Source organism: Novosphingobium sp. DS6-6 (genome assembly GCF_057784975.1).
In genome coordinates this window covers 347,613-365,837 of record NZ_JBYNTS010000002.1, presented here as the reverse complement: position 1 = coordinate 365,837, position 18,225 = coordinate 347,613, and the positions used below count along the sequence as shown (strand labels likewise).

The window sequence follows — 18,225 nt, the reverse complement described above, 5'->3', positions numbered from 1 at the left end:
ATGGCGACGAAAAGACTCAGGATCATCGGCGGACTGGCCCTGTTGCCGGTCTTGTTGGGTCTGGGAACGTGGCTCTATCTGCGCGCGCCCGATCTGCCGGAAGAGACGCTGCGCGCGCGTTATGCCCGCCCGGCTTCGCGCTTTGCCACGCTGCCGGGCGGGGTGCGGCTCCACTATCTGGACACCGGGCGGCCCGACGGGCCGCCGGTGCTGCTCGTCCACGGCTTTGGCGACAACGCCTTTACCTGGGACGGGTGGGTCGCGCGGCTGGGCCAGCGCCATCGCGTGATCACGGTCGATCTGCCCGGCCACGGGTTGACCGCCGCCCCGGCCGATTACCGCGCCACCCCGGATCGCTATGCCGATCTGCTCGACAGTTTTCTGGGCAAGATCGCCGTGCCCGCGGTGGCGGTGGCGGGCAATTCGATGGGTGGGGCGGTCAGTTGGCAGCTGGCCGTCCGCCACCCCGGTCGCGTCAGCAGGCTGATCCTGGTCGATGCCGCGGGCATTCCGCTGCCCCCCTCGAACAAGCCGCTTCCCCTGGCATTCCGCATCATGCGATACGAGGCGGGCCGCCGCTTCATCGCTTCGATCGACAACACGCCGTTGATACGCGAGGGGCTGAACCGGAATCTGGTCCAGCATTCCGCCCTGACCGACCCCTTCATCCGGCGCTGGGCGGAACTGCAGCGCTTTCCCGGGCATCGCCAGATCCTGATGTCGGTTTCGGTCGAAGGGGGCGGGCCGCCCGACGCCTTGCTGCAGCGGATCAAGGCGCCGACCCTGATCCTGTGGGGCGCGCAAGACCCGTTGTTGCCGGCAAGTTCGGCAACCCGTTTCAAGCAGGCCATCCCCGGTGCGAAGCTGATCGTCTATCCCGACGTGGGCCATATGCCGCAACTGGAAAATCCGCAGCAATCGGCCCAGGATGCGGCCGCGTTCCTGGAAGAACCCTAGGCGGCGTGGAATCAGTCCACGCTGCCTGGGCCAATTCGTGACCGGCTGCGCGACCTGGTTGGGCAGGGGGCGGCAATCGGCTAAAGCCCGATGATATGGTGCACATGACGACCGACTTTTTTGGCAATCCGGTCACCGGCGCGAATGCGGCGGCCCTGGCGGCGATCGACGATTTCGTGCTTGGCATGCTGGCTTACCAGACCCGTGCCCTGCGCGTGCTCGATGCAGCGGTCGAGGCCGCGGACGCACCGCTGGTTCACGTCTATGCCGGCTGCCTTCACCTGCTGGCCGAGGCGATGGGCGCGGAGCGCAACGCCCGCCCCCATCTGGCGGCGGCGGAACGGGCACTGGCCGGCGCGACCGCACGCGAAAGTTTGCTGGCCCAGGCGCTGCGATGCTGGATCGAGGACGAGATCGACGGCGCCATCGCGGCGTTCGAGGCCGTGCTGGCAGAACACCCGCGCGATCTCGCGACGCTCAAGCTTCTTCATTACCACCTGTTCAATCGCGGCGAATTTCCCGCCATGCTGCGCGCGGCGGAGCGCAGCACGGCAGCCGGGCCGGACCTGCCCTACGTTCACGGCATGGCCGCGTTCGGATACGAGCAACTGCACCTGATGCGCGAGGCCGAGGACGCGGCGCGGCGAGCGCTGGCGATCGTGCCCGACGATCCGTGGGCGCAGCACGCGCTGGCGCACGTCATGCTCACCGAGGGGCGGATCGACGAAGGCGCTGCCTTTCTCGAAAGTGCGGCGCCGGGATGGCGCGATCTCAACAGTTTCATGGTCACGCACCTGTGGTGGCACCTGGCGCTGTTCTATCTGAGCCAGGGCCGCGAGGCCGACGCGCTGGCAGCCTATGACGCGCAGGTCTGGGCTGTCGCCAAGGACTATTCGCAGGATCAGATCGGCGCCGTGTCGCTGCTGGCCCGCCTCGAAATCGCCGGGATCGACGTCGGCCATCGCTGGGCGGAGCTGGCGGACCACCTTGCCGTGCGGGCCGATGACGTGGTGCAGCCGTTTCTTTCGGTGCAATATCTTTATGGCCTTGCGCGGGCGGGACGGCCCGAGGCGGACGTGCTGCTCGGCGCGATCACCTGCCGCGCCGGAACGGAAACCGGCGCGGGCGCCTGGCGTGAAGCCGCGCTGCCACTGGCCCGGGGGCTGATGGCCCAGGCGCGGGGCCGCCATGCCGAGGCGGCGGACGCCCTTGCCGACACCATGCCGCGGCTGATCCGGATGGGGGGCAGCCATGCCCAGCGCGACCTGTTCGACCAGATCCTGCTCGATGCGCAGATTCGCTCGGGACGGTTGACCGAAGCCCAGCAAAGGCTGGAACTGCGCCGGGCGCACGATCCCGACGGCGTGGCGCTCAACCGGCTGCTTGCCCAGGTCTATCGCGATCTCGGTCTGCCGCGGCAGGCCGCCGAGGCGGAGGCGCGGGTCGCGCGCCGCCTTGCCGCATGAGGTTCGTGTGGCGCACACTGGCGCTGCTGCTGTTGCTGTCGGCACCCGGTATCGCGATGGGCAAGGACCGGCTGACCGTTGCCCTGCAGCTGGAACCACCGACGCTCGATCCCACATCTGGCGCGGCCGTGGCGATCGACGAAGTGGCCTATGCGACCATTTTCGAGGGGCTGGTGCGCGCGACCGCCGACGGGCGGTTCGAACCCCTGCTGGCCACCCGCTGGCAGGTGAGCGGGCAGGGCCGGGTCTATGACTTTGACTTGCGACCGGGCGTGCGCTTTCACGACGGGTCTGCGCTGAGCGCCGCAGACGTGGTCTTTTCCTTTCGCCGGGCCGCTGCGCCGGGATCGACCAACGCGCAGGCCGAGGCGCTGCGCCGGATCGTGCGGGTGGAAGCGACCGGGCCGCTTTCGGTACGCTTCACGCTGGCCGCGCCCGACTCGGGCTTCGTGCAGTTGCTGAGCCTTGGCGATTGCGTGATCGTGTCGCGCCGATCGGCCACGGGTCTTGCCACTGCGCCGGTCGGAACCGGGCCGTTCCGCCTGGGCGAATGGCGGCGTGGCGACGCGGTGACCCTTATCCGCAACCCGCAGTACTGGGGCAAGCCGCCCCGGCTGCGTGCCGTCACCTTCCGCTTCATTGCCGATCCGACGGCCGCCTATGCGGCGATGCGGGCGCACGATGTCGATCTCTTTCCCGATTTTCCCGCGCCCGAAACGCTGGCGCAGTTGCGCAGCGATCCGGCGCTGAGCGTAAGGATCGGCTCGACCGAAGGCGAAGTGATCCTGGCGATGAACGCGCGCAACGGCCCGTTGCGCGATGTGCGCGTGCGCCGGGCGCTGGCCTTGGCGATCGACCGGCGCGCGATCATCGACGGGGCGATGTACGGCTATGGCATTCCCATCGGCAGCCATTTCCCGCCGCAGAGTCCCGATTACGTCGATCTGACCGGCCTTTCGCCGCACGATCCGGCGCGCGCGCGGGCGCTGCTGGCGCAGGCGGGCTATCCGCGCGGTTTCGCGCTCACGCTCAAGCTGCCGCCCCCCAGCTATGCCCGCCGCACGGGCGAGATCGTTGCGGCGCAGCTGGCAGAGGTGGGGGTTCGCGTGAAGATGCAGACCATCGAATGGGCGCAGTGGCTCGATGAAGTCTATGCGCGCCATGCCTTCGATCTCACGATCATCAGCCATGCCGAACCGTTCGATTACGATATCTATGGCCAGCGGGACTATTATTTCGGCTATGACAGCCCGCCGTTCCGCACCCTGCTCGAGAGACTGCGCGCGGCGCAGGACCCGGCCACGCGCCATGCCCTGCTGGTGGCGATCCAGCGCCAGATCGCGCAGGACGCGCCCAATGCCTTCCTGTTCCAGTTCCCGCGGCTTGGTGTCGAGGATGCTTCGCTGCGCGACGTCTGGGCCAATACTCCCAATCAGACGCTCAACCTTGCCACTGCACATTTCGACGATACCGGCGCGAGCGCGGAAGCAACAGCGACGGGCAACGGCAAAGCGGGGCGCTGGGCAGCGCTGGTTGCGGCGGCGGTACTGACGCTGCTGGGCTGGCGTGCGCTGGGGCCGCGCGCCCTGGCCCGGAAACTGGCCGTGATGGCCGCAACGCTGCTGGTGGCGACCGTGGCCGTCTTCATCCTTGTCCAGATCGCGCCCGGCGATCCGGCTGCCTATATGCTCGGCCTCAACGCCACGCCGCAGGCCGTCGCGGCGCTCCATGCCGAACTGGGTCTCGATGGCCCGGCGCTTGTGCGCTATCTGCGCTGGCTGGGTGCTCTTGCCACCGGCGATTTCGGGCTCAGCTATACCTATCGCATACCGGTCGGTCCGCTTATCGGCGAACGGCTGGCCCTGTCGATCCCTCTGGCGCTGCTGGCCACGCTGGTCTCGGTGGTGCTGGGCGTGCTGGCGGGTTTCGGCGCGGCGCGCGATACACGCGGGCGGCTCGACGCGGCGCTTGGCTGGGCGGCGCGCATCGGCATCGCCATGCCCAGCTTCTGGCTCGCCATCCTGCTCGTGTTCCTATTCGCGATCCGCCTGCGCTGGGTGCCGGCCGGCGGTTTTCCCGGCTGGGGTGCGGCGCCTGGCGCGGTGCTGGGTGCGCTGGTGCTGCCCGTCACGGCGCTGGCACTGCCCCAGGCGGCAATCCTCGCCCGGGTCGCGCGCGCGGCGCTGATGGGGCAGATGGGCGCGGATTATGTCCGCACCGCCCGCGCCAAGGGTTTGAGCCGCGATGCCGCCCTTACCCGCCACGCGCTGCCCAATGCGCTGGGGCCGGTGCTGACCGTGCTGGGCCTTCAGGTGCCGTTTCTGATCGCCGGAAGCGCAATCATCGAGAACGTCTTTTTCCTGCCCGGCATCGGGCGGCTGGTCCTGCAAGCCATTGCCCAGCGCGATCTGATCGTGGTGCAGTCGGTGGTTGTAGTGCTGGTGGCGCTGACCGTGCTGGCCAGTTTCATCGTGGACCTGGCGCAGGGCTGGATCGATCCACGGGTGCGCCGATGAAAGGTACGCTTGCTGCCGGGCTCGTGCTGACCGGGCTGTTCATTGCCGGCGCGCTGCTTGCGCTGGTCTGGACGCCATGGGATAGCGCCGCCGTCGACGTGGCGGCCCGGCTCCAGCCGCCTTCGTTCGCGCACTGGCTCGGCACCGATCAGCTTGGCCGCGATCTGCTGTCGATGATCATGGGCGGCGCGACCAATGCGCTGGCCGTTTCGGTTGCGGCGGTCGGGGCGGCGGCGGCCCTGGGCATCCCGCTCGGTCTGTTTGCGGCTGCCGCCCGGGGCTGGGCAGACGAACTGACCATGCGCGGCGCGGACATCGTCTTCGCCTTTCCGGCGCTGCTTGTCGCCATTCTGCTGACGGCGGCGATCGGGCCGGGCGGCGCGAGCGCGGTCATTGCCATTGCCGTGTTCAATGTACCCGTTTTCGCCCGGGTAGCCCGGAGCGAGGCGCGGCGCCTGCTGACGCTGGACTTCGTCGCGGCCGCCCATGTCGCGGGCAAAAGCCGTGCCCGGATCGCGGTGGAACACGTGCTGCCCAACATGGCCGGCCCGCTGCTGGTGCAGGCGACGATCCAGTTTGCGCTGGCATTGATCGCCGAAGCGGGTCTTTCCTATGTCGGGCTGGGCATCCAGCCGCCGGCACCGAGCTGGGGCCGTATGCTGGCCGACGCGCAGACACTGGTCGGCACCGCGCCGCGCCTGGCGATCGTGCCCGGGCTGGCGATCGTGCTGGCGGTGTTCGGACTGACCTTGACCGGCGATGCGCTGGGCGAACGGCTGAGGGCGCGATGACGATCAAGACAACCGGCACGACAACCGGCATAACAGCCGGAACGGCAACGAACGCGATGCCGCGCGTGCTGGCGATCTCCGGGCTATCGGTTCGCTACGATGCGGCCGCCGTGGTCGATGATGTGACGCTGCACGTCGCCCCCGGCGAAGTGCTTGGTCTGGTGGGCGAGTCGGGCTCGGGCAAGACGACGGTGGCACTGGCAGCGATCGGGCTCTTGCCTGCCATGGCGACAGTCGGCGGGCGCGTGCTGCTGGGCGAAAGCGACGTGATCGCGCTGCCCGAGTCGGCGCGCAACCGGCTGCGCGGGCGAGCAGCGGGCATGGTTTTCCAAGAGCCGATGAACGCGCTCAACCCCGTGATGACGATCGGCAGCCAAGTTGCCGAGGCGATCCGGCTGCATACCGGCGCCGGACGGCGCGAGGCGGCAGCGCGCGCGGCTACCCTGCTGGAGCGAGTGGGGGTGGCGCACCCCGCGCGCTATCCGCACACCCTGTCGGGCGGGCAGCGGCAGCGCGTCGCCATCGCCATCGCGCTTGCCGGCGAACCGCGCCTGATGATCGCCGACGAGCCGACGACCGCGCTCGACATGACGACCCAGGCCCGTGTCATGGCTTTGCTGACCGAACTGGTGCGCGAACGGAACATGGGCCTGCTGCTGGTCAGCCACGATCTGGCGCTTGTCGGCCAGGTGGCCGACAGGGTCGCGGTCATGCAGGCCGGCCAGGTGGTGGAGGAAGGACCCGCCGCGATCCTGCTCGGCGCGCCGCGCACCGCCTATGCCCGCCTGCTGCTGGCCAGGACGCGGCATGTGCCGGCGCGGCCAGCCCGGCCGGCGCCACAGAGCGGCACGGCGCCCGTGCTGGACGTGCGCGGCATCAGCAATGCCTATCGCGAAACGGATCGGCCGGCGCTGGACCGGGTCAGCCTCACGGTGATGCCGGGCGAAACCGTGGGCGTGATCGGCGAATCCGGCTCTGGCAAGACCACGCTGCTGCGTTCCGTGCTGGGGCTGATCACCCCACGCGCCGGCGAGGTGATCGTGGGCGGCGAGCATGACCGTCGGCGCTGGCAGGCCAAGGTTCAGGCGGTGTTTCAGGATCCGCTGGGCAGCTTCGATCCGCGCTGGCGCGTGGGCCGCGCAGTTGCCGAACCGCTGCACCTGCTCGGCACGCCGCTTTCCGCCCCCGCCATCGCAGCGCGGGTGGCCGCGGCGCTGGAGGCGGTGGGGCTGCGCGCGGCCGATGCGCGGCGCTATCCGCATCAGTTCTCGGGCGGGCAGCGACAGCGGCTCGCCATCGCGCGCGCACTGATTCTCGAACCGGCGCTGGTCGTGCTGGACGAAGCCGTCTCGGCGCTCGACGTATCGACCCGGGCCGACGTGCTCGATCTGCTCGCCGCGCTGCAGGCGCAGACGGGAATGGCCTATCTGTTCGTCAGCCACGACCTGTGGGTCATGCAGGCGATGGCCGATCGGCTGGTGGTCCTCAAGGACGGCCGGGTGGTGGAGGAAGGGGCAACGGCCGCGCTGCTGTCGCGGCCGCAGCACCCCTATACCCGCTCGCTGATCGCAGCGACGCCGTCGCTGGTTTCCGCCGCATAGACGCCGCGTGCAATGGCGCGGGCGAGGCAATCGGCCGCGGCGGCGCCGATACGCGCGATATCGACATTGCGGCCGCTTCCTTCCGCCAGCACGGCACCGCCGCCGGCCAGCGCGAACACCACGTCGCCATCGAAAGGCGTATGGATCGGCCGCAGCGCCCGGGCCATGCCGTCTTGCGCCATGATCGCCACGCGCTTGGCTTCCGCTTTTGAAAGTCGGGCGTTGACGGCAACGACCGCCAGCGTGGTGGCCGCGCCGGGCTGAAGCCGGTCGAGCGTGGCCAGGCGCGAAAGCTCCGGCACCGGATCGTGGGCGTCGGCCGGGCCGTCGGGCACGCGGGCGCCGAACTCGCCGGCCATTTCGAACGGCCAGGCCCAGAACGTTCGCCCATCGGGCATGTAGGGCGTGCCCACTGCATTGGCAGCGGCAAGCGCGCCGACCACCAGGCCATCGCCCAGATCGACCGATACCGAGCCGACCCCGCCCTTGCGATAGCCGACCATCGCCCCAAACCCCGCCCCCACCGGGCCGAGCGCAACGTCAGGACCGGCGGCGGCGACGGCCTCGATCCCCAGGCGCCGATAGGGCGGCGCCATGCCCCAGTCCTTGTCGCCGGGCCCGTGCAGATCGTGCAGCACGGCGGCGGGCACGATCGGGATTGCCTTGCTGCCCGGCCGCAGCCGCAGGCCGATATCCTGATCCGACAAGGCCGCCACCACGCCGTCGGCCGCGGCAAGCCCGAAGACCGACCCGCCCGACAGCACCACGGCATGCACGCCGGGCGCGACGTTTTCGGGCTGAAGCGTTTCCGTTTCGCGCACGCCCGGGCCGCCGCCGCGGCAATCGACCGCGCCAACCCATTCGCCGGCGCAGCGGATCACCGTCACCCCGGTGCCGACTTGCGCATCGACTGCCTGTCCCACGGTCAAGCCCGGAACGTCGGTGATGAGATTGCGGGGGCCGGGTTGGGTCCGGCGGGGCTGGATCGTAGTGGGCCCGCTCATGCCTGCATTTCCCACGGGCGTGGCCAGGGGCGCTGCGGCGGGCGCAGCCGTTCCCACAGGCTGGCAAGGCGCAGGACACCCGGATCATCGAACCTGCGGCCCACGATCTGAAGGCCGATCGGCAGGCCATCGGGCGTATAGCCCATGTTCACGCTGGCGGCGGGGTGGTCGGTCATGTTCCAGGGCATGGTAAAGCCGATATGTTCGAAGGGTTGGGCCGGATCGTCGAGCGGGCTTGCCATCTCGGCGGGAAATGCGGGAACCGGGGCGGTGGGCGTGAGCAGAAAATCCAGCCCGTCGAACGCGTCGCGCGCGGCCTGGCGGATCTGGATGATCTGGTCAAAGCCGGTATAGGCCTGCAGCGCGTCATAGCCGCGTGCAGCCTCCACCCAGGCGCGGATATAGGGGAGAATGCCCTGATAACGCTCGCGCGGCATGTCCCGCGTCAGCGCCAGGAAACGCAGCCGCCAGAAGCGGTCGATGCCGTCGAGCATGTCCCGCGACAGTAGCGGTGCCACCGCGACAAGTGTCGCGCCCGCTTCGGCAAAGCGGCGCGTCGCGTCATCGAGCGCAGCGACGATCGCCGGATCGACGGGCAGGCCGCAACCTGCTTCGCCCATCACGCCGATGCGCAGGCCTCGCGCCTCGATCGCAAGATCGGACCATGCGATGGCGGCGGGCGGCAGGCTCATGAAATCGCGATCGTCGGGCTGCGCAAGCACCTGCATCATCAGCGCGGCATCGGCGACGTTCCGGGTCATCGGTCCCGCGACCCGGCCGAAATAGGGCGGGTCTATCGGCACGCGGCCGTTGCTGGGCTTGAGCGCCACGATGCCGCACCAGCTCGCCGGCAGGCGCACCGAGCCGCCGATATCGGTGCCCAGGTGCAGCGGGCCATATCCCGCCGCCGCCGCTGCGCCGGCGCCCGCGCTCGATCCGCCTGGCGTTTTGGAAAGGTCCCAGGGATTACGCGCCAAGGCGTGAAAGCTCGACAGGCCCGAAGACAGCATGCCGAAATCGGGATTGGTAGTCTTGCCCCACAGGATTGCGCCAGCCTCGCGCAGCCGGGCTGCTGGCGGCGCATCGCGGGCCTGCGGGGCAAGATCGCCCGCGGCGGTTCCACCCGGCATGGGCACGCCGCGGGTGGCGATCATCTCCTTGATGCTGACAGGCACGCCATCGAGCGGGCCGCGCGGCACCCCCCCGGCCCAGCGCGCGTGCGAGGCTCTCGCTTCTGCCCGCGCCTGGTCCGCCTCCACCGCCCAGGTGGCGCGCAGCAACGGCTCGGCAAGGTCCAGCCGGGCCAGCAGGCTGTCGATCACATCGACGGGAGAAAGCGCCCGCGCGGCATAAGCGGCGAGGAGATCGCACGCACTGAGGTCTGTCGGATCGGTCATGCTTGCCAGCGGGATAGCACGGCTTATAGGCTGGGCCACGAAAAACTCGACAATGCCTGTTCCAGGCCGTGACGATCCCGGCCGATGCAAGCGGAGTGCCGCAGATGGAATGGCTTCGGCCGGATGAAGGCCTATTGATCGGCGGACGCTGGCGCCAGGCAGCCGGCGGCACCGTGGCGGTGGAAGACCCCAGCTCGGGCGAAATCTTTGCCGCCATTCCCGCGGGACAGGCGGCCGAGATCGACGAGGCGGTCGATGCGGCGCGGCGTGCCCTGCATGGCCCCTGGGGGGCGATGAGCGCCGCCGAACGGGGCCGCGTTCTGGCCACGATCGGGCAGCGTATCGCCCAGCGGGCCGACATGCTGGCCGAACTGGAAGCGCGCGATGTCGGCAAGCCGCTGCGCCAGGCCCGCGCCGATGCCATGGCGCTGGCCCGCTATTGCGAATTCTATGCCGGCGCGGCGGACAAGCTGCATGGCGAGACGATCCCGTTCCAGGCAGGCTACACCGTCTATACACTGCATGAACCGCATGGGGTGACCGGGCATATCATCCCCTGGAACTATCCGATGCAGATCATCGGCCGTTCGGTCGTCGCGGCACTGGCGATGGGCAATGCCTGCGTGCTCAAGCCGGCCGAGCAAGCGAGCCTCACGGCGATCGCGTTCGGCCGGATCGCGACGGAAGCGGGGCTGCCCGATGGCGCGCTCAACATCGTGACGGGAACGGGCACTGAGGCCGGCGCAGCCTTGGCTCGGCACGCGGGCATCGATCACCTCTCGTTCACCGGCAGCACCGGCGTCGGCGCGGCCATCCAGGCGGCCGCGGCGGCCAATGCGGTGCCGGTGACGCTGGAACTCGGCGGCAAGTCTCCGCAACTGGTGTTCGATGACGCCGATCTCGATCGGGCCTTGCCCTTTCTGGTCAATGCCGGGGTGCAGAACGCCGGGCAGACCTGTTCGGCCGGATCGCGCATTCTGGTCCAGCGCGGTCTCTACGATAGCGTCGTGGAACGGCTGGCCGCGCGGTTCGAGCGCCTGACCGCGCGGCCAGCCTTGGCCGATGGCGACCTCGGACCCCTGATTTCCGCCGCCCAGGCAGCACGGGTGGCGCAATACGTCGCGCTGGGACGGGCAGAGCTTACGCTGCTCGCGGCGGGGCAGGTGGCACCCGATGCGCCGGCCGGCGGGCATTACGTTGCGCCGGCACTGTTCGCCGCGGCTGACCCGCGCCACACGCTGGCGCAAGAGGAAGTGTTCGGGCCGGTCGTCGTCATGCTGCCGTTCGACGACGAGGACGACGCAATCGCCATGGCCAACGGCACGCCCTATGGCCTTGTCGCCGGCGTCTGGACGCGTGACGGGGCGCGGCAGATGCGCGTTGCCAGGCAATTGCGCGCCGGCCAGGTGTTCCTCAACGATTATGGCGCGGCAGGTGGCGTGGAACTGCCATTCGGCGGCGTCGGGCGATCCGGGCACGGGCGGGAGAAAGGCATGGAAGCGTTGCGGTCGTTCTCCCGGATCAAGACGGTGGCCGCGCACCATGGCTGAAGGGCGGCTGGCGGGGCGCTTTGCGCTGGTCACGGGTGGGGCCTCCGGCTTTGGCGAAGGAATCGTACGGCGGTTCGTGGCCGAAGGCGCCCGCGTCGCGATTCTCGACCGCAACGGCGCAGCAGCGGCGCGGCTGGCCGGCGAACTGGGCCCCTCTGCGCGCGCCATAGCAGCCGATCTGGCTTTGGCGGCCGACATCGCACGGGCAGCCGAAGAGATCGGGCCGGTCGATATCCTGGTCAACAATGCCGGCGTCGGGATGGCGCCACAACCGCTGGAAACGCTCGACGCGGCCGCGTTCGACCAGCTTTTCGCAGTCAACATGCGGTCGATCTATCTGACCGCCCGGGCGTTCGTTCCGGCAATGCGGGCAGCCGGGCGCGGCGTCATTCTCAATGTGGCGTCAACGGGCGCCGTGCGCCCCCGGCCCGGGCTGGCGTGGTACAATGCCAGCAAGGGCTGGGTGGTGACGGCGACCAAGGCAATGGCGGTGGAACTGGCGCCGGACGGCGTGCGTGTGGTGGCGATCAATCCCGTTGCGGGCGAAACGCCGCTGCTGGCCACGTTCATGGGCGGGGAAAGCGCACAAGCCCGCGCCCGCATGGTGAACTCCATCCCGCTGGGGCGGCTCTCCACCCCGCGCGACATGGCCGATGCGGCGGTGTTTCTCTGTTCCGACGAGGCGGCGATGATTACCGGCGTGGCGCTGGAAATCGACGGGGGGCGGTGTATCTAGGCGGCGTGGATTTCAGCGTACCGCACGGTGCCGGATCAGACGTGCTTTAGCCCTCGTCACCGGCAACCACGCAGCAGTTCCGCCCGCCGCCCTTGGCCGCGTAGAGTGCCTGATCGGCCTTGGCCACCCAGGCTTCGGGCGAAGCGATGCTTTCGTCGAGAACAGCCAGGCCGAAACTTGCCGTTACCCCGATGCCGCCCCCTACCGCTATCTGCTGCTCGGCAATCACGTTGCGGATCTTTTCGGCCGCCAGGGTGCCGCCCTCCTGATCGGTATCCGCCAGAAGGATGCCGAATTCCTCGCCGCCCAGCCGGCCAAAGCAATCGTTGACGCGCAGGTTGGCCGTGCAGGCATTGCTGACTGCCTGAAGCACGGCATCGCCGGCCGGGTGCCCATAGCGGTCGTTCACCGCCTTGAAGTGGTCGATATCCATCAGTGCCAGCACCGCCCGCCCGTTGCCGCGCCGGAAACGCTCGATTTCCTTCTGGGCCTGGTTGAGGAAACCGCGACGGCTGAACGCACCGGTAAGCTGGTCGGTCTGCGCGACCCGGCGCAGTTCCAGTTCATCCACCACCAGAACCGCAAAGCTGCTGAGAATGCCGAGCTGGGCTTCGCTGAACTGGCGCGGCACGGTGTCGATCGCGCACAAGGCCCCCACGTTATAGCCATCCGGCGTGCGCAGCGGCGCGCCGGCATAGCTGCGGATATGCGGCGCCCCGGTCACCAGCGGATTGTCGGTGAAACGCGGATCTACGACCGCATCGGGAACGACGAGCATGCCGCGATCGGTGATGGCGTGCGAACAGAACGACATCGAGCGCGGGGTTTCGGTCACGTCGAGGCCCTGGATCGACTTGAACCACTGCCGTTCCCGATCGACCAGCGAAACCGCGCAGATCGGCACGCCCAGAACGTCGCGAACCAGAGCCGTGATCTTGTCGAACGGCCCAGCACGCGGCGTATCGAGAATGCCGTACCGGTCCAGCGCCGCCTGGCGCGCCGCTTCGTCAGCCAATTTCGAATTGACTAGTCTGGGATCGGACAAGATAGGGTCAGCCATGCCGGTCTCCCATCGCTTTGACCGCGAGAATAAGCTGCGTGCGATAGGCATCGACCAGCTGATTGACGGCCATTTCGATCGCATCGTCTTCCATGCCGACCGTGCGAAGCTTCGTCACCAGCTCGGCCAGATGCTGCTGGTGCCGCGCGGCCAGTTCCTGCAGTTGCGGGGGCACGCCCACGCCATAAATCGGTTTCGGCACGCCTCGTTCTCCTGCCAACGGCGGAGCAACTTCTACCAAAGATGATTAATATTTCGCGTACGGATCAGCATTTTGCGCAAAAATCTGTTGCTGCCGGTCACGCTTCGGTGGCGGAAAAGGCACCGCCCGGTAACACGCGATAAGGCCGCACCGTGGCGGGCATCGTGCGATAAAGGGGGCGGCGTGCCGCATAAAGGCGGTGGCGCGCGATGCGGGCGATGCCTACCTGATCGGCCTGGTTGCCGCCCAGCACGTGAAAGGCGGCCTCGTCCTCGGCCACGTAAAGGCCGACATGGCCACCGCCCTGCCGCTGAAACACCAGCACGTCACCCAGCATGGGCAGGGCGGCTGCCTCGCCGAACCTTGCCCAGTTGCGCGCCCAGAGCGGGCCTTGCGGCAGGGGCTTGCCGGCCCGCCTGGCCACCAGCGCCAGGAACAGGCCGCACCAGGGCGTGCTGTCGGCGCGATAAGCGCGGGCCACGTCGTCTCCCAGTTCGGCCGCCCATCGCAGGATCACGGGGTTGCTGGCTGGGCCGGGTGCTTCCGCCGTGCCGAGCAGGCCGAGCGCCTCGCGCAGCATCCGCGGCAGGGGTTGCAGGGTATCGAGCCAGCGATAGGCAGGCGGAAGAACGGGCATGCGGGTTCCTGACGAAAGGGGGGAGATATCGCTGCCCTGCCCTCGATGCCCGTCAGGTTGAATCGTGCATGCGCCCCCTTGCGCTTTGTAGCGCGTCCTGGTTGCGCATCCTGGCGCACCCGCTTTGCGCATAAACGCAACACGATTGACACAAAGCCACGCAAACGCCACGGGGGATGCCTTCGTTCAGCCGATCAGGCGGAGAAAGAGGTCAATCCGGACCTCGGCCTTGTCTGATGGCGAGACGTGGGGAAGCCCGCATGCGCCTTTCGATATGGTTTTACAGCGCGTGTGACCTGGCGACCTTGCGCCCTTGTGATGCTCGGGAATGTCTAAAAACACCATCGGCAAAATAGCTTGCTTGCTTTCTGCAGCCACCGTTCTGGCAGCGCTGCAAATCTCGGTTCCGGCCATTGCCGCCAACCAGACCGATACCCAGCCCGCGATCGCGCCCGATTCGCTGGCCGATTCACTGGCTGCGACCAACCCGGGTACGAACCCGCGCCCCGCATCCGAATCACCCGCTTCTCAGGCGGCTCCCCAGCCGGGCCAGGCCTCGCCCGACCCCGCCCAGATCGAATGCATGGCCAAAGTCATCATCCACGAAGCCGGCAACCAGCCCCGTCGCGGGCGCGCCGCCGTTGCCCAGGTGATCCGCGCCCGCACGCGCAATCCGAACTTTGCCACCCAACCCTGCGCCGTCGTGCGCCAGCCTGGTCAATTCTTCGATATCGACGCCTACAACCCGGCTCGCAATACCACGCAATGGCGCGAAGCCGTTGCCATTGCCACTCAGGTCCTGAACGGCCAGGGCGAGGACCCGGTTCCCGGCGCCTTGTTCTTCCATGCCGCCAGCAGCCCGATGAAAGGCCGCACCCAGCTTGGCCGCATCGAAGGGCACGTGTTCTATCGGTGAACCATCGGAACATTTTCGCTCCGGATGCTGCCGTCCTATCGGCTTGCCACAAGGCGCGGAAGCACATCGCTTCCGCGCCCTTTTCCATGCCGCAGCGCGCGATGATCGCGGCTTCCCAGGGCTGGCGCGATCATCGCCCAATGTCACAGGCACCCGGCCAGAATGCCACGCAAGAAAAAGCCGGGCCAAACGACCCGGCCTTTCCCCGTTTGAAGCGCGGGGCTGGCCCGGCAATGCCGGCCAGCCCGAGCCGATCTCGGCCGATCAGAAGTTGGCCGAAACGCGCGCGTAGAACGTACGTCCCAGAGTGTCGTACACCGTGGGGAAGGTGCTGCCCGCAGACGAGGTGGCACCGCTGGTGTCGCCAATCAGCGGCGGTTTCTTGTTGAACATGTTGAGGATGCCCAGCGTGAATGTGTACCGCTCGTTGACCCGGATATTGGCCGTTTCATCGAAGTAGTTGTACGTTGGGATGTGGCTGGTCTGGATATCCGTGCTGGAATCCTGGCTGACCTGGCCGATCAGGCGCCAGCGAGTGGCAAAGTCGACGTTCTTCCATCCCAGGTTCAGCGTTACGACATGCTTCCACTTGGGCCGCGGAATGTCGGCATCCGCGCCGAACTTGCCCGCACGCTCGATTACGGTGCTGCCAACGACCTGGTAATTGTTGATGACATAGGTACCAGCGAAATCGAGCCCGTAGTGGAAGCCGCTGCGCGGTCCACGGCGGAAGTTCAGCCCGAAATCGAAGCCGCGCGTGCGCAGCACGGCGATATTGTCGTAAAGCGCATCGACGCCAACCGTGGTGTCGCCCGACAGCGAGCCATCGACCGTGCTGCGACGGATGCCCTGGCAGTAGGGATTGTTGACGTCGCCCGACGAGAAGCACTGGGCCACGACCACCGAAGTCGAGTTGTAGACGATCGCGTTGCCGATCTTGATGTCATAATAATCCGCTGTCAGCGACAGGCCGGGCACCTGGGTGGGTTCGATCACGACACCTGCAGTGATCGTGTTCGACTTTTCCGGCTTAAGGCTCTCATTCCCACCGTAAAAGGCGTTGATCTGACCGGAAATCGGGCCAGGGATCGATCCCCTGTCGAGCTGGGACTGCGTGGCGCCCTGCGCAAGGCACAGCGTCGCGGTCGTCCCGGTCACGCCCGGGCCGGCGCAGGGATCGGTGCCCAGGTTGCCGGTGCCTGAAGTCTTGGGCAGGTAAAGCTCATAGAGGTTCGGCGCACGGACCGAGCGCTGGAAATTGGCCCGAAACCGGAGGCCGCGCACTGGAGAGTAGTCGCCGCCGAACTTATAGGCCGAAACGCCTCCTGAAATCGAGTAATCGGCGTAACGATAGCCGGTTTCGATATTCAGCGCATAGATGCCGGGCTTGTCCTGCACCAGCGGCATCTTGAATTCGGCGAAGGCTTCCTTGACGTTATAGCTCTTGTTGGGAATGTTGAAGCCCTGGCCGTAATAGATGAGATCGCCCGAAGCATATTCATCATTCACCCGGGTATCGGCGGTTTCGCGGCGATACGACCCGCCGATCGCGATGGCGGCCGGGTTATCGGCAAACGGGCTGCGCAGAAACTTGATGTCGCCCGCAATGTTGCCTTCGGCCACGAACTGGGTCGTGCGATCGTCCTGGACGGCCGTGCGCAGCACGTATCCCAGTTGCGCAGACGTGATGCCGTTGACGGCAAACACATTCAAAGGCACGCAACCCTGCGCCCGCGCGGCGGCGCTGCGGCACATGGCCCCGCCGTTGCCGTCGGATACGGCGTCGATCGCATTGGTCACAGCCGTATAGGAAAGATCGTTTTGCTGGATCGAGCTCTTGTGAACCGTGGCATACTGGACCGAGGCATCGAACTTCAGCCCGGTATTGAAGAAATCGCCACGCAGGCCGGCAAGCGCCTGCCACGTTTCGCTGGTGCGGGTCTGGATGCGCCCCCCGGTTTCGGTCACGCGGCGGCGAATGCCGATAGTGGAGCTGCCGTCGGAATTGATCTGGAGATCGGGATTGGTGCTGGTGTCGAAGAACGCCTGACGCTGCGCATCGCTGAGGAACGGGTTGTCCGGATAGATATTGAAGGAAAAGCCCGCCGTGGCCGTAGGGGCCAGCGTCTGCACGGTCTTCACATGCTGGTACGACCCCCAGCCATAGAGTTCGACCTTGTCGCTGACGTCATAGTTGAACAGCGCCATGCCGCCATAACGCTCGAACGGCGTCTGCGCATAGTTGACCGGGTTATAGTTATAGGTGGCATAGTTGCTGGTAAGTCCGCCATTGGCCGTGACCTGCTGCAGGCCGCCGCCGGGGATCGAGAACAGCGTCGGCGTGGTGTTGGAAGAGCCGCAGGTCTGCGTCAGATCGTCCGAACACAGCGTCTGGTCGGTATAGCTGCGCTGCGAGAACTTGACGCCTTCGCGCCGGGAATAGTTGGTCGAAAGAACAATATGGCCACGATCGCCGATGTTGAAGCCGCCAACCAGGCTGGCGTCGTATTGCGCGCCGTCACCGTAACCGGTCACCTGGCTGCCGCCGTCGAACTTGAGGCCGGTGAACTTGTCGTCGAGAACGAAGTTGACAACGCCGGAAATGGCGTCCGAGCCATAAACGGCCGAAGCACCGCCAGTCAGCACCTGCACGTTCTTGAGCAATGCCGTCGGGATCTGGTTGACGTCGACCGAGCCTTGCGCGTCATAAACGGGCAGGCGCTTGCCGTTGATGAGCACCAGCGTGCGCTTCGATTCAAGGCCGCGCAAGTCCAACGTGGCCGAACCGTCGCTGGGGTTGTTGCTGGCGCCGTTGAAGCCAGCGGCAAACTGCGGATTGACCGTCAGGATCTGTTCGACGGTAACGGTGTTGACCGATCTGATGGTCTCGGCATTGATCACCGAAACCGGGCTCGACGCCGCAAGATCGGTACGTTCAATGCGCGAACCGGTCACGATGATCTCGGCGTTCGCATCGGCTGCGGGCGCATCGGCAGCAGCGGCGGCACCGGCAGGAGCAGCCGTGTCCTGCGCCATGGCCGGGCCGGCAAGCGATGCCAGGGCCAGCGCCAGGCCCGCGGCACTGGCGTAATACGTAGAAGAAGCGATTTTTGTCACAGTCTATGTCCCTTGTGGGGCAGGCGCGACAACGCACCTGCCGAAAGCGACAATCCCGACGCTCCATCGCTATTGCCCACAAAGGCAGGCTGCAGCGAAGTTCCACGAGAGCCGGGATCGATGCGCCTCTTTGCGGGATTTTTGATCGCAATTGAAAGCAGGTTCCGCCCGATCGGCTTAAAACATTTCAGTTGTGTTGCAAGCCGGCAACATAACCGGCGTCATGGTGTAACCCTTTTTAAACCTAGAATATCTGCGCGGTGCAGAAGACACAC

14 protein-coding genes are annotated in these 18,225 nt (G+C 67.2%); 8 read left to right on the top strand and 6 right to left on the bottom strand.

The window, feature by feature from the left end; translation table 11 throughout:
- The 5 genes from AC3EDY_RS03965 (at nucleotide 1) to AC3EDY_RS03945 (ending at nucleotide 7,331) form a co-directional block, all read left to right on the top strand.
- Nucleotides 1-957 (top strand): alpha/beta fold hydrolase, encoded by a 957-nt coding sequence (locus AC3EDY_RS03965; protein ID WP_488571167.1) that lies wholly within the window; start codon nucleotides 1-3, stop codon nucleotides 955-957.
- A gap of 104 nt (nucleotides 958-1,061) precedes the next feature.
- Nucleotides 1,062-2,423 carry a tetratricopeptide repeat protein gene (locus tag AC3EDY_RS03960; RefSeq protein WP_488571166.1) on the top strand — a complete coding sequence of 454 codons (1,362 nt, stop codon included), beginning with the start codon at nucleotides 1,062-1,064 and terminating at the stop codon, nucleotides 2,421-2,423.
- Entirely contained in the window at nucleotides 2,420-4,939 is a 2,520-nt protein-coding gene (locus tag AC3EDY_RS03955) for an ABC transporter substrate-binding protein (RefSeq protein WP_488571165.1), read from the top strand. The genes AC3EDY_RS03960 and AC3EDY_RS03955 overlap by 4 nt, the downstream gene beginning before the upstream one ends.
- Entirely contained in the window at nucleotides 4,936-5,730 is a 795-nt protein-coding gene (locus AC3EDY_RS03950) for an ABC transporter permease (protein WP_488571164.1), read from the top strand. The genes AC3EDY_RS03955 and AC3EDY_RS03950 overlap by 4 nt, the downstream gene beginning before the upstream one ends.
- Nucleotides 5,727-7,331 carry a dipeptide ABC transporter ATP-binding protein gene (locus AC3EDY_RS03945; protein ID WP_488571163.1) on the top strand — a complete coding sequence of 535 codons (1,605 nt, stop codon included), beginning with the start codon at nucleotides 5,727-5,729 and terminating at the stop codon, nucleotides 7,329-7,331. Before AC3EDY_RS03950 ends, AC3EDY_RS03945 begins: the two co-directional genes overlap by 4 nt.
- Here AC3EDY_RS03945 and AC3EDY_RS03940 read toward each other — a convergent pair.
- Nucleotides 7,280-8,335: a P1 family peptidase gene (locus AC3EDY_RS03940; protein ID WP_488571162.1), complete on the bottom strand. Its 1,056-nt coding sequence runs from the start codon at nucleotides 8,333-8,335 to the stop codon at nucleotides 7,280-7,282. The two genes, AC3EDY_RS03945 and AC3EDY_RS03940, sit on opposite strands and share 52 nt — an antisense overlap.
- Nucleotides 8,332-9,732, bottom strand: coding sequence for an amidase (locus AC3EDY_RS03935; RefSeq protein ID WP_488571161.1), 1,401 nt, complete (start codon nucleotides 9,730-9,732; stop codon nucleotides 8,332-8,334). The genes AC3EDY_RS03940 and AC3EDY_RS03935 overlap by 4 nt, the downstream gene beginning before the upstream one ends.
- Before the next feature lie 68 nt (nucleotides 9,733-9,800).
- Here AC3EDY_RS03935 and AC3EDY_RS03930 point away from each other — a divergent pair, with 68 nt between their 5' ends.
- Together AC3EDY_RS03930 and AC3EDY_RS03925 are read left to right on the top strand one after the other, a co-directional pair.
- Complete coding sequence (locus tag AC3EDY_RS03930) at nucleotides 9,801-11,282, top strand: aldehyde dehydrogenase family protein (protein WP_488571160.1); 1,482 nt, start codon at nucleotides 9,801-9,803, stop codon at nucleotides 11,280-11,282.
- Nucleotides 11,275-12,018, top strand: coding sequence for a glucose 1-dehydrogenase (locus tag AC3EDY_RS03925; RefSeq protein WP_488571159.1), 744 nt, complete (start codon nucleotides 11,275-11,277; stop codon nucleotides 12,016-12,018). The genes AC3EDY_RS03930 and AC3EDY_RS03925 overlap by 8 nt, the downstream gene beginning before the upstream one ends.
- A 46-nt stretch (nucleotides 12,019-12,064) precedes the next feature.
- Here AC3EDY_RS03925 and AC3EDY_RS03920 read toward each other — a convergent pair whose 3' ends face one another.
- From AC3EDY_RS03920 to AC3EDY_RS03910, 3 genes are all read right to left on the bottom strand, one after another.
- Nucleotides 12,065-13,078, bottom strand: coding sequence for a sensor domain-containing diguanylate cyclase (locus AC3EDY_RS03920; protein WP_488571158.1), 1,014 nt, complete (start codon nucleotides 13,076-13,078; stop codon nucleotides 12,065-12,067).
- Complete coding sequence (locus AC3EDY_RS03915; protein WP_488571157.1) at nucleotides 13,071-13,280, bottom strand: hypothetical protein; 210 nt, start codon at nucleotides 13,278-13,280, stop codon at nucleotides 13,071-13,073. Before AC3EDY_RS03915 ends, AC3EDY_RS03920 begins: the two co-directional genes overlap by 8 nt.
- Nucleotides 13,281-13,377: 97 nt before the next feature.
- Nucleotides 13,378-13,917 (bottom strand): TIGR02594 family protein, encoded by a 540-nt coding sequence (locus tag AC3EDY_RS03910; protein ID WP_488571156.1) that lies wholly within the window; start codon nucleotides 13,915-13,917, stop codon nucleotides 13,378-13,380.
- Between the two features lie 361 nt (nucleotides 13,918-14,278).
- Here AC3EDY_RS03910 and AC3EDY_RS03905 point away from each other — a divergent pair, with 361 nt between their 5' ends.
- Complete coding sequence (locus AC3EDY_RS03905) at nucleotides 14,279-14,833, top strand: cell wall hydrolase (protein WP_488571155.1); 555 nt, start codon at nucleotides 14,279-14,281, stop codon at nucleotides 14,831-14,833.
- A gap of 264 nt (nucleotides 14,834-15,097) precedes the next feature.
- On the opposite strand, the gene AC3EDY_RS03900 is transcribed toward AC3EDY_RS03905, so the two are convergent.
- Entirely contained in the window at nucleotides 15,098-17,950 is a 2,853-nt protein-coding gene (locus AC3EDY_RS03900; protein WP_488571154.1) for a TonB-dependent receptor domain-containing protein, read from the bottom strand.
- Nucleotides 17,951-18,225: the final 275 nt, after the last annotated feature.

Bases quoted from the DNA above. Each gene is read 5' to 3' on its own strand.
- AC3EDY_RS03960 (WP_488571166.1), top strand. From the start codon at position 1,062: ATGACGACCGACTTTTTTGGCAATCCGGTCACCGGCGCGAATGCGGCG.
- AC3EDY_RS03925 (WP_488571159.1), top strand. From the start codon at position 11,275: ATGGCTGAAGGGCGGCTGGCGGGGCGCTTTGCGCTGGTCACGGGTGGG.
- AC3EDY_RS03910 (WP_488571156.1), bottom strand. From the start codon at position 13,917: ATGCCCGTTCTTCCGCCTGCCTATCGCTGGCTCGATACCCTGCAACCC.
- AC3EDY_RS03945 (WP_488571163.1), top strand. From the start codon at position 5,727: ATGACGATCAAGACAACCGGCACGACAACCGGCATAACAGCCGGAACG.
- AC3EDY_RS03950 (WP_488571164.1), top strand. From the start codon at position 4,936: ATGAAAGGTACGCTTGCTGCCGGGCTCGTGCTGACCGGGCTGTTCATT.
- AC3EDY_RS03955 (WP_488571165.1), top strand. From the start codon at position 2,420: ATGAGGTTCGTGTGGCGCACACTGGCGCTGCTGCTGTTGCTGTCGGCA.
- AC3EDY_RS03920 (WP_488571158.1), bottom strand. From the start codon at position 13,078: ATGGCTGACCCTATCTTGTCCGATCCCAGACTAGTCAATTCGAAATTG.
- AC3EDY_RS03935 (WP_488571161.1), bottom strand. From the start codon at position 9,732: ATGACCGATCCGACAGACCTCAGTGCGTGCGATCTCCTCGCCGCTTAT.
- AC3EDY_RS03965 (WP_488571167.1), top strand. From the start codon at position 1: ATGGCGACGAAAAGACTCAGGATCATCGGCGGACTGGCCCTGTTGCCG.
- AC3EDY_RS03940 (WP_488571162.1), bottom strand. From the start codon at position 8,335: ATGAGCGGGCCCACTACGATCCAGCCCCGCCGGACCCAACCCGGCCCC.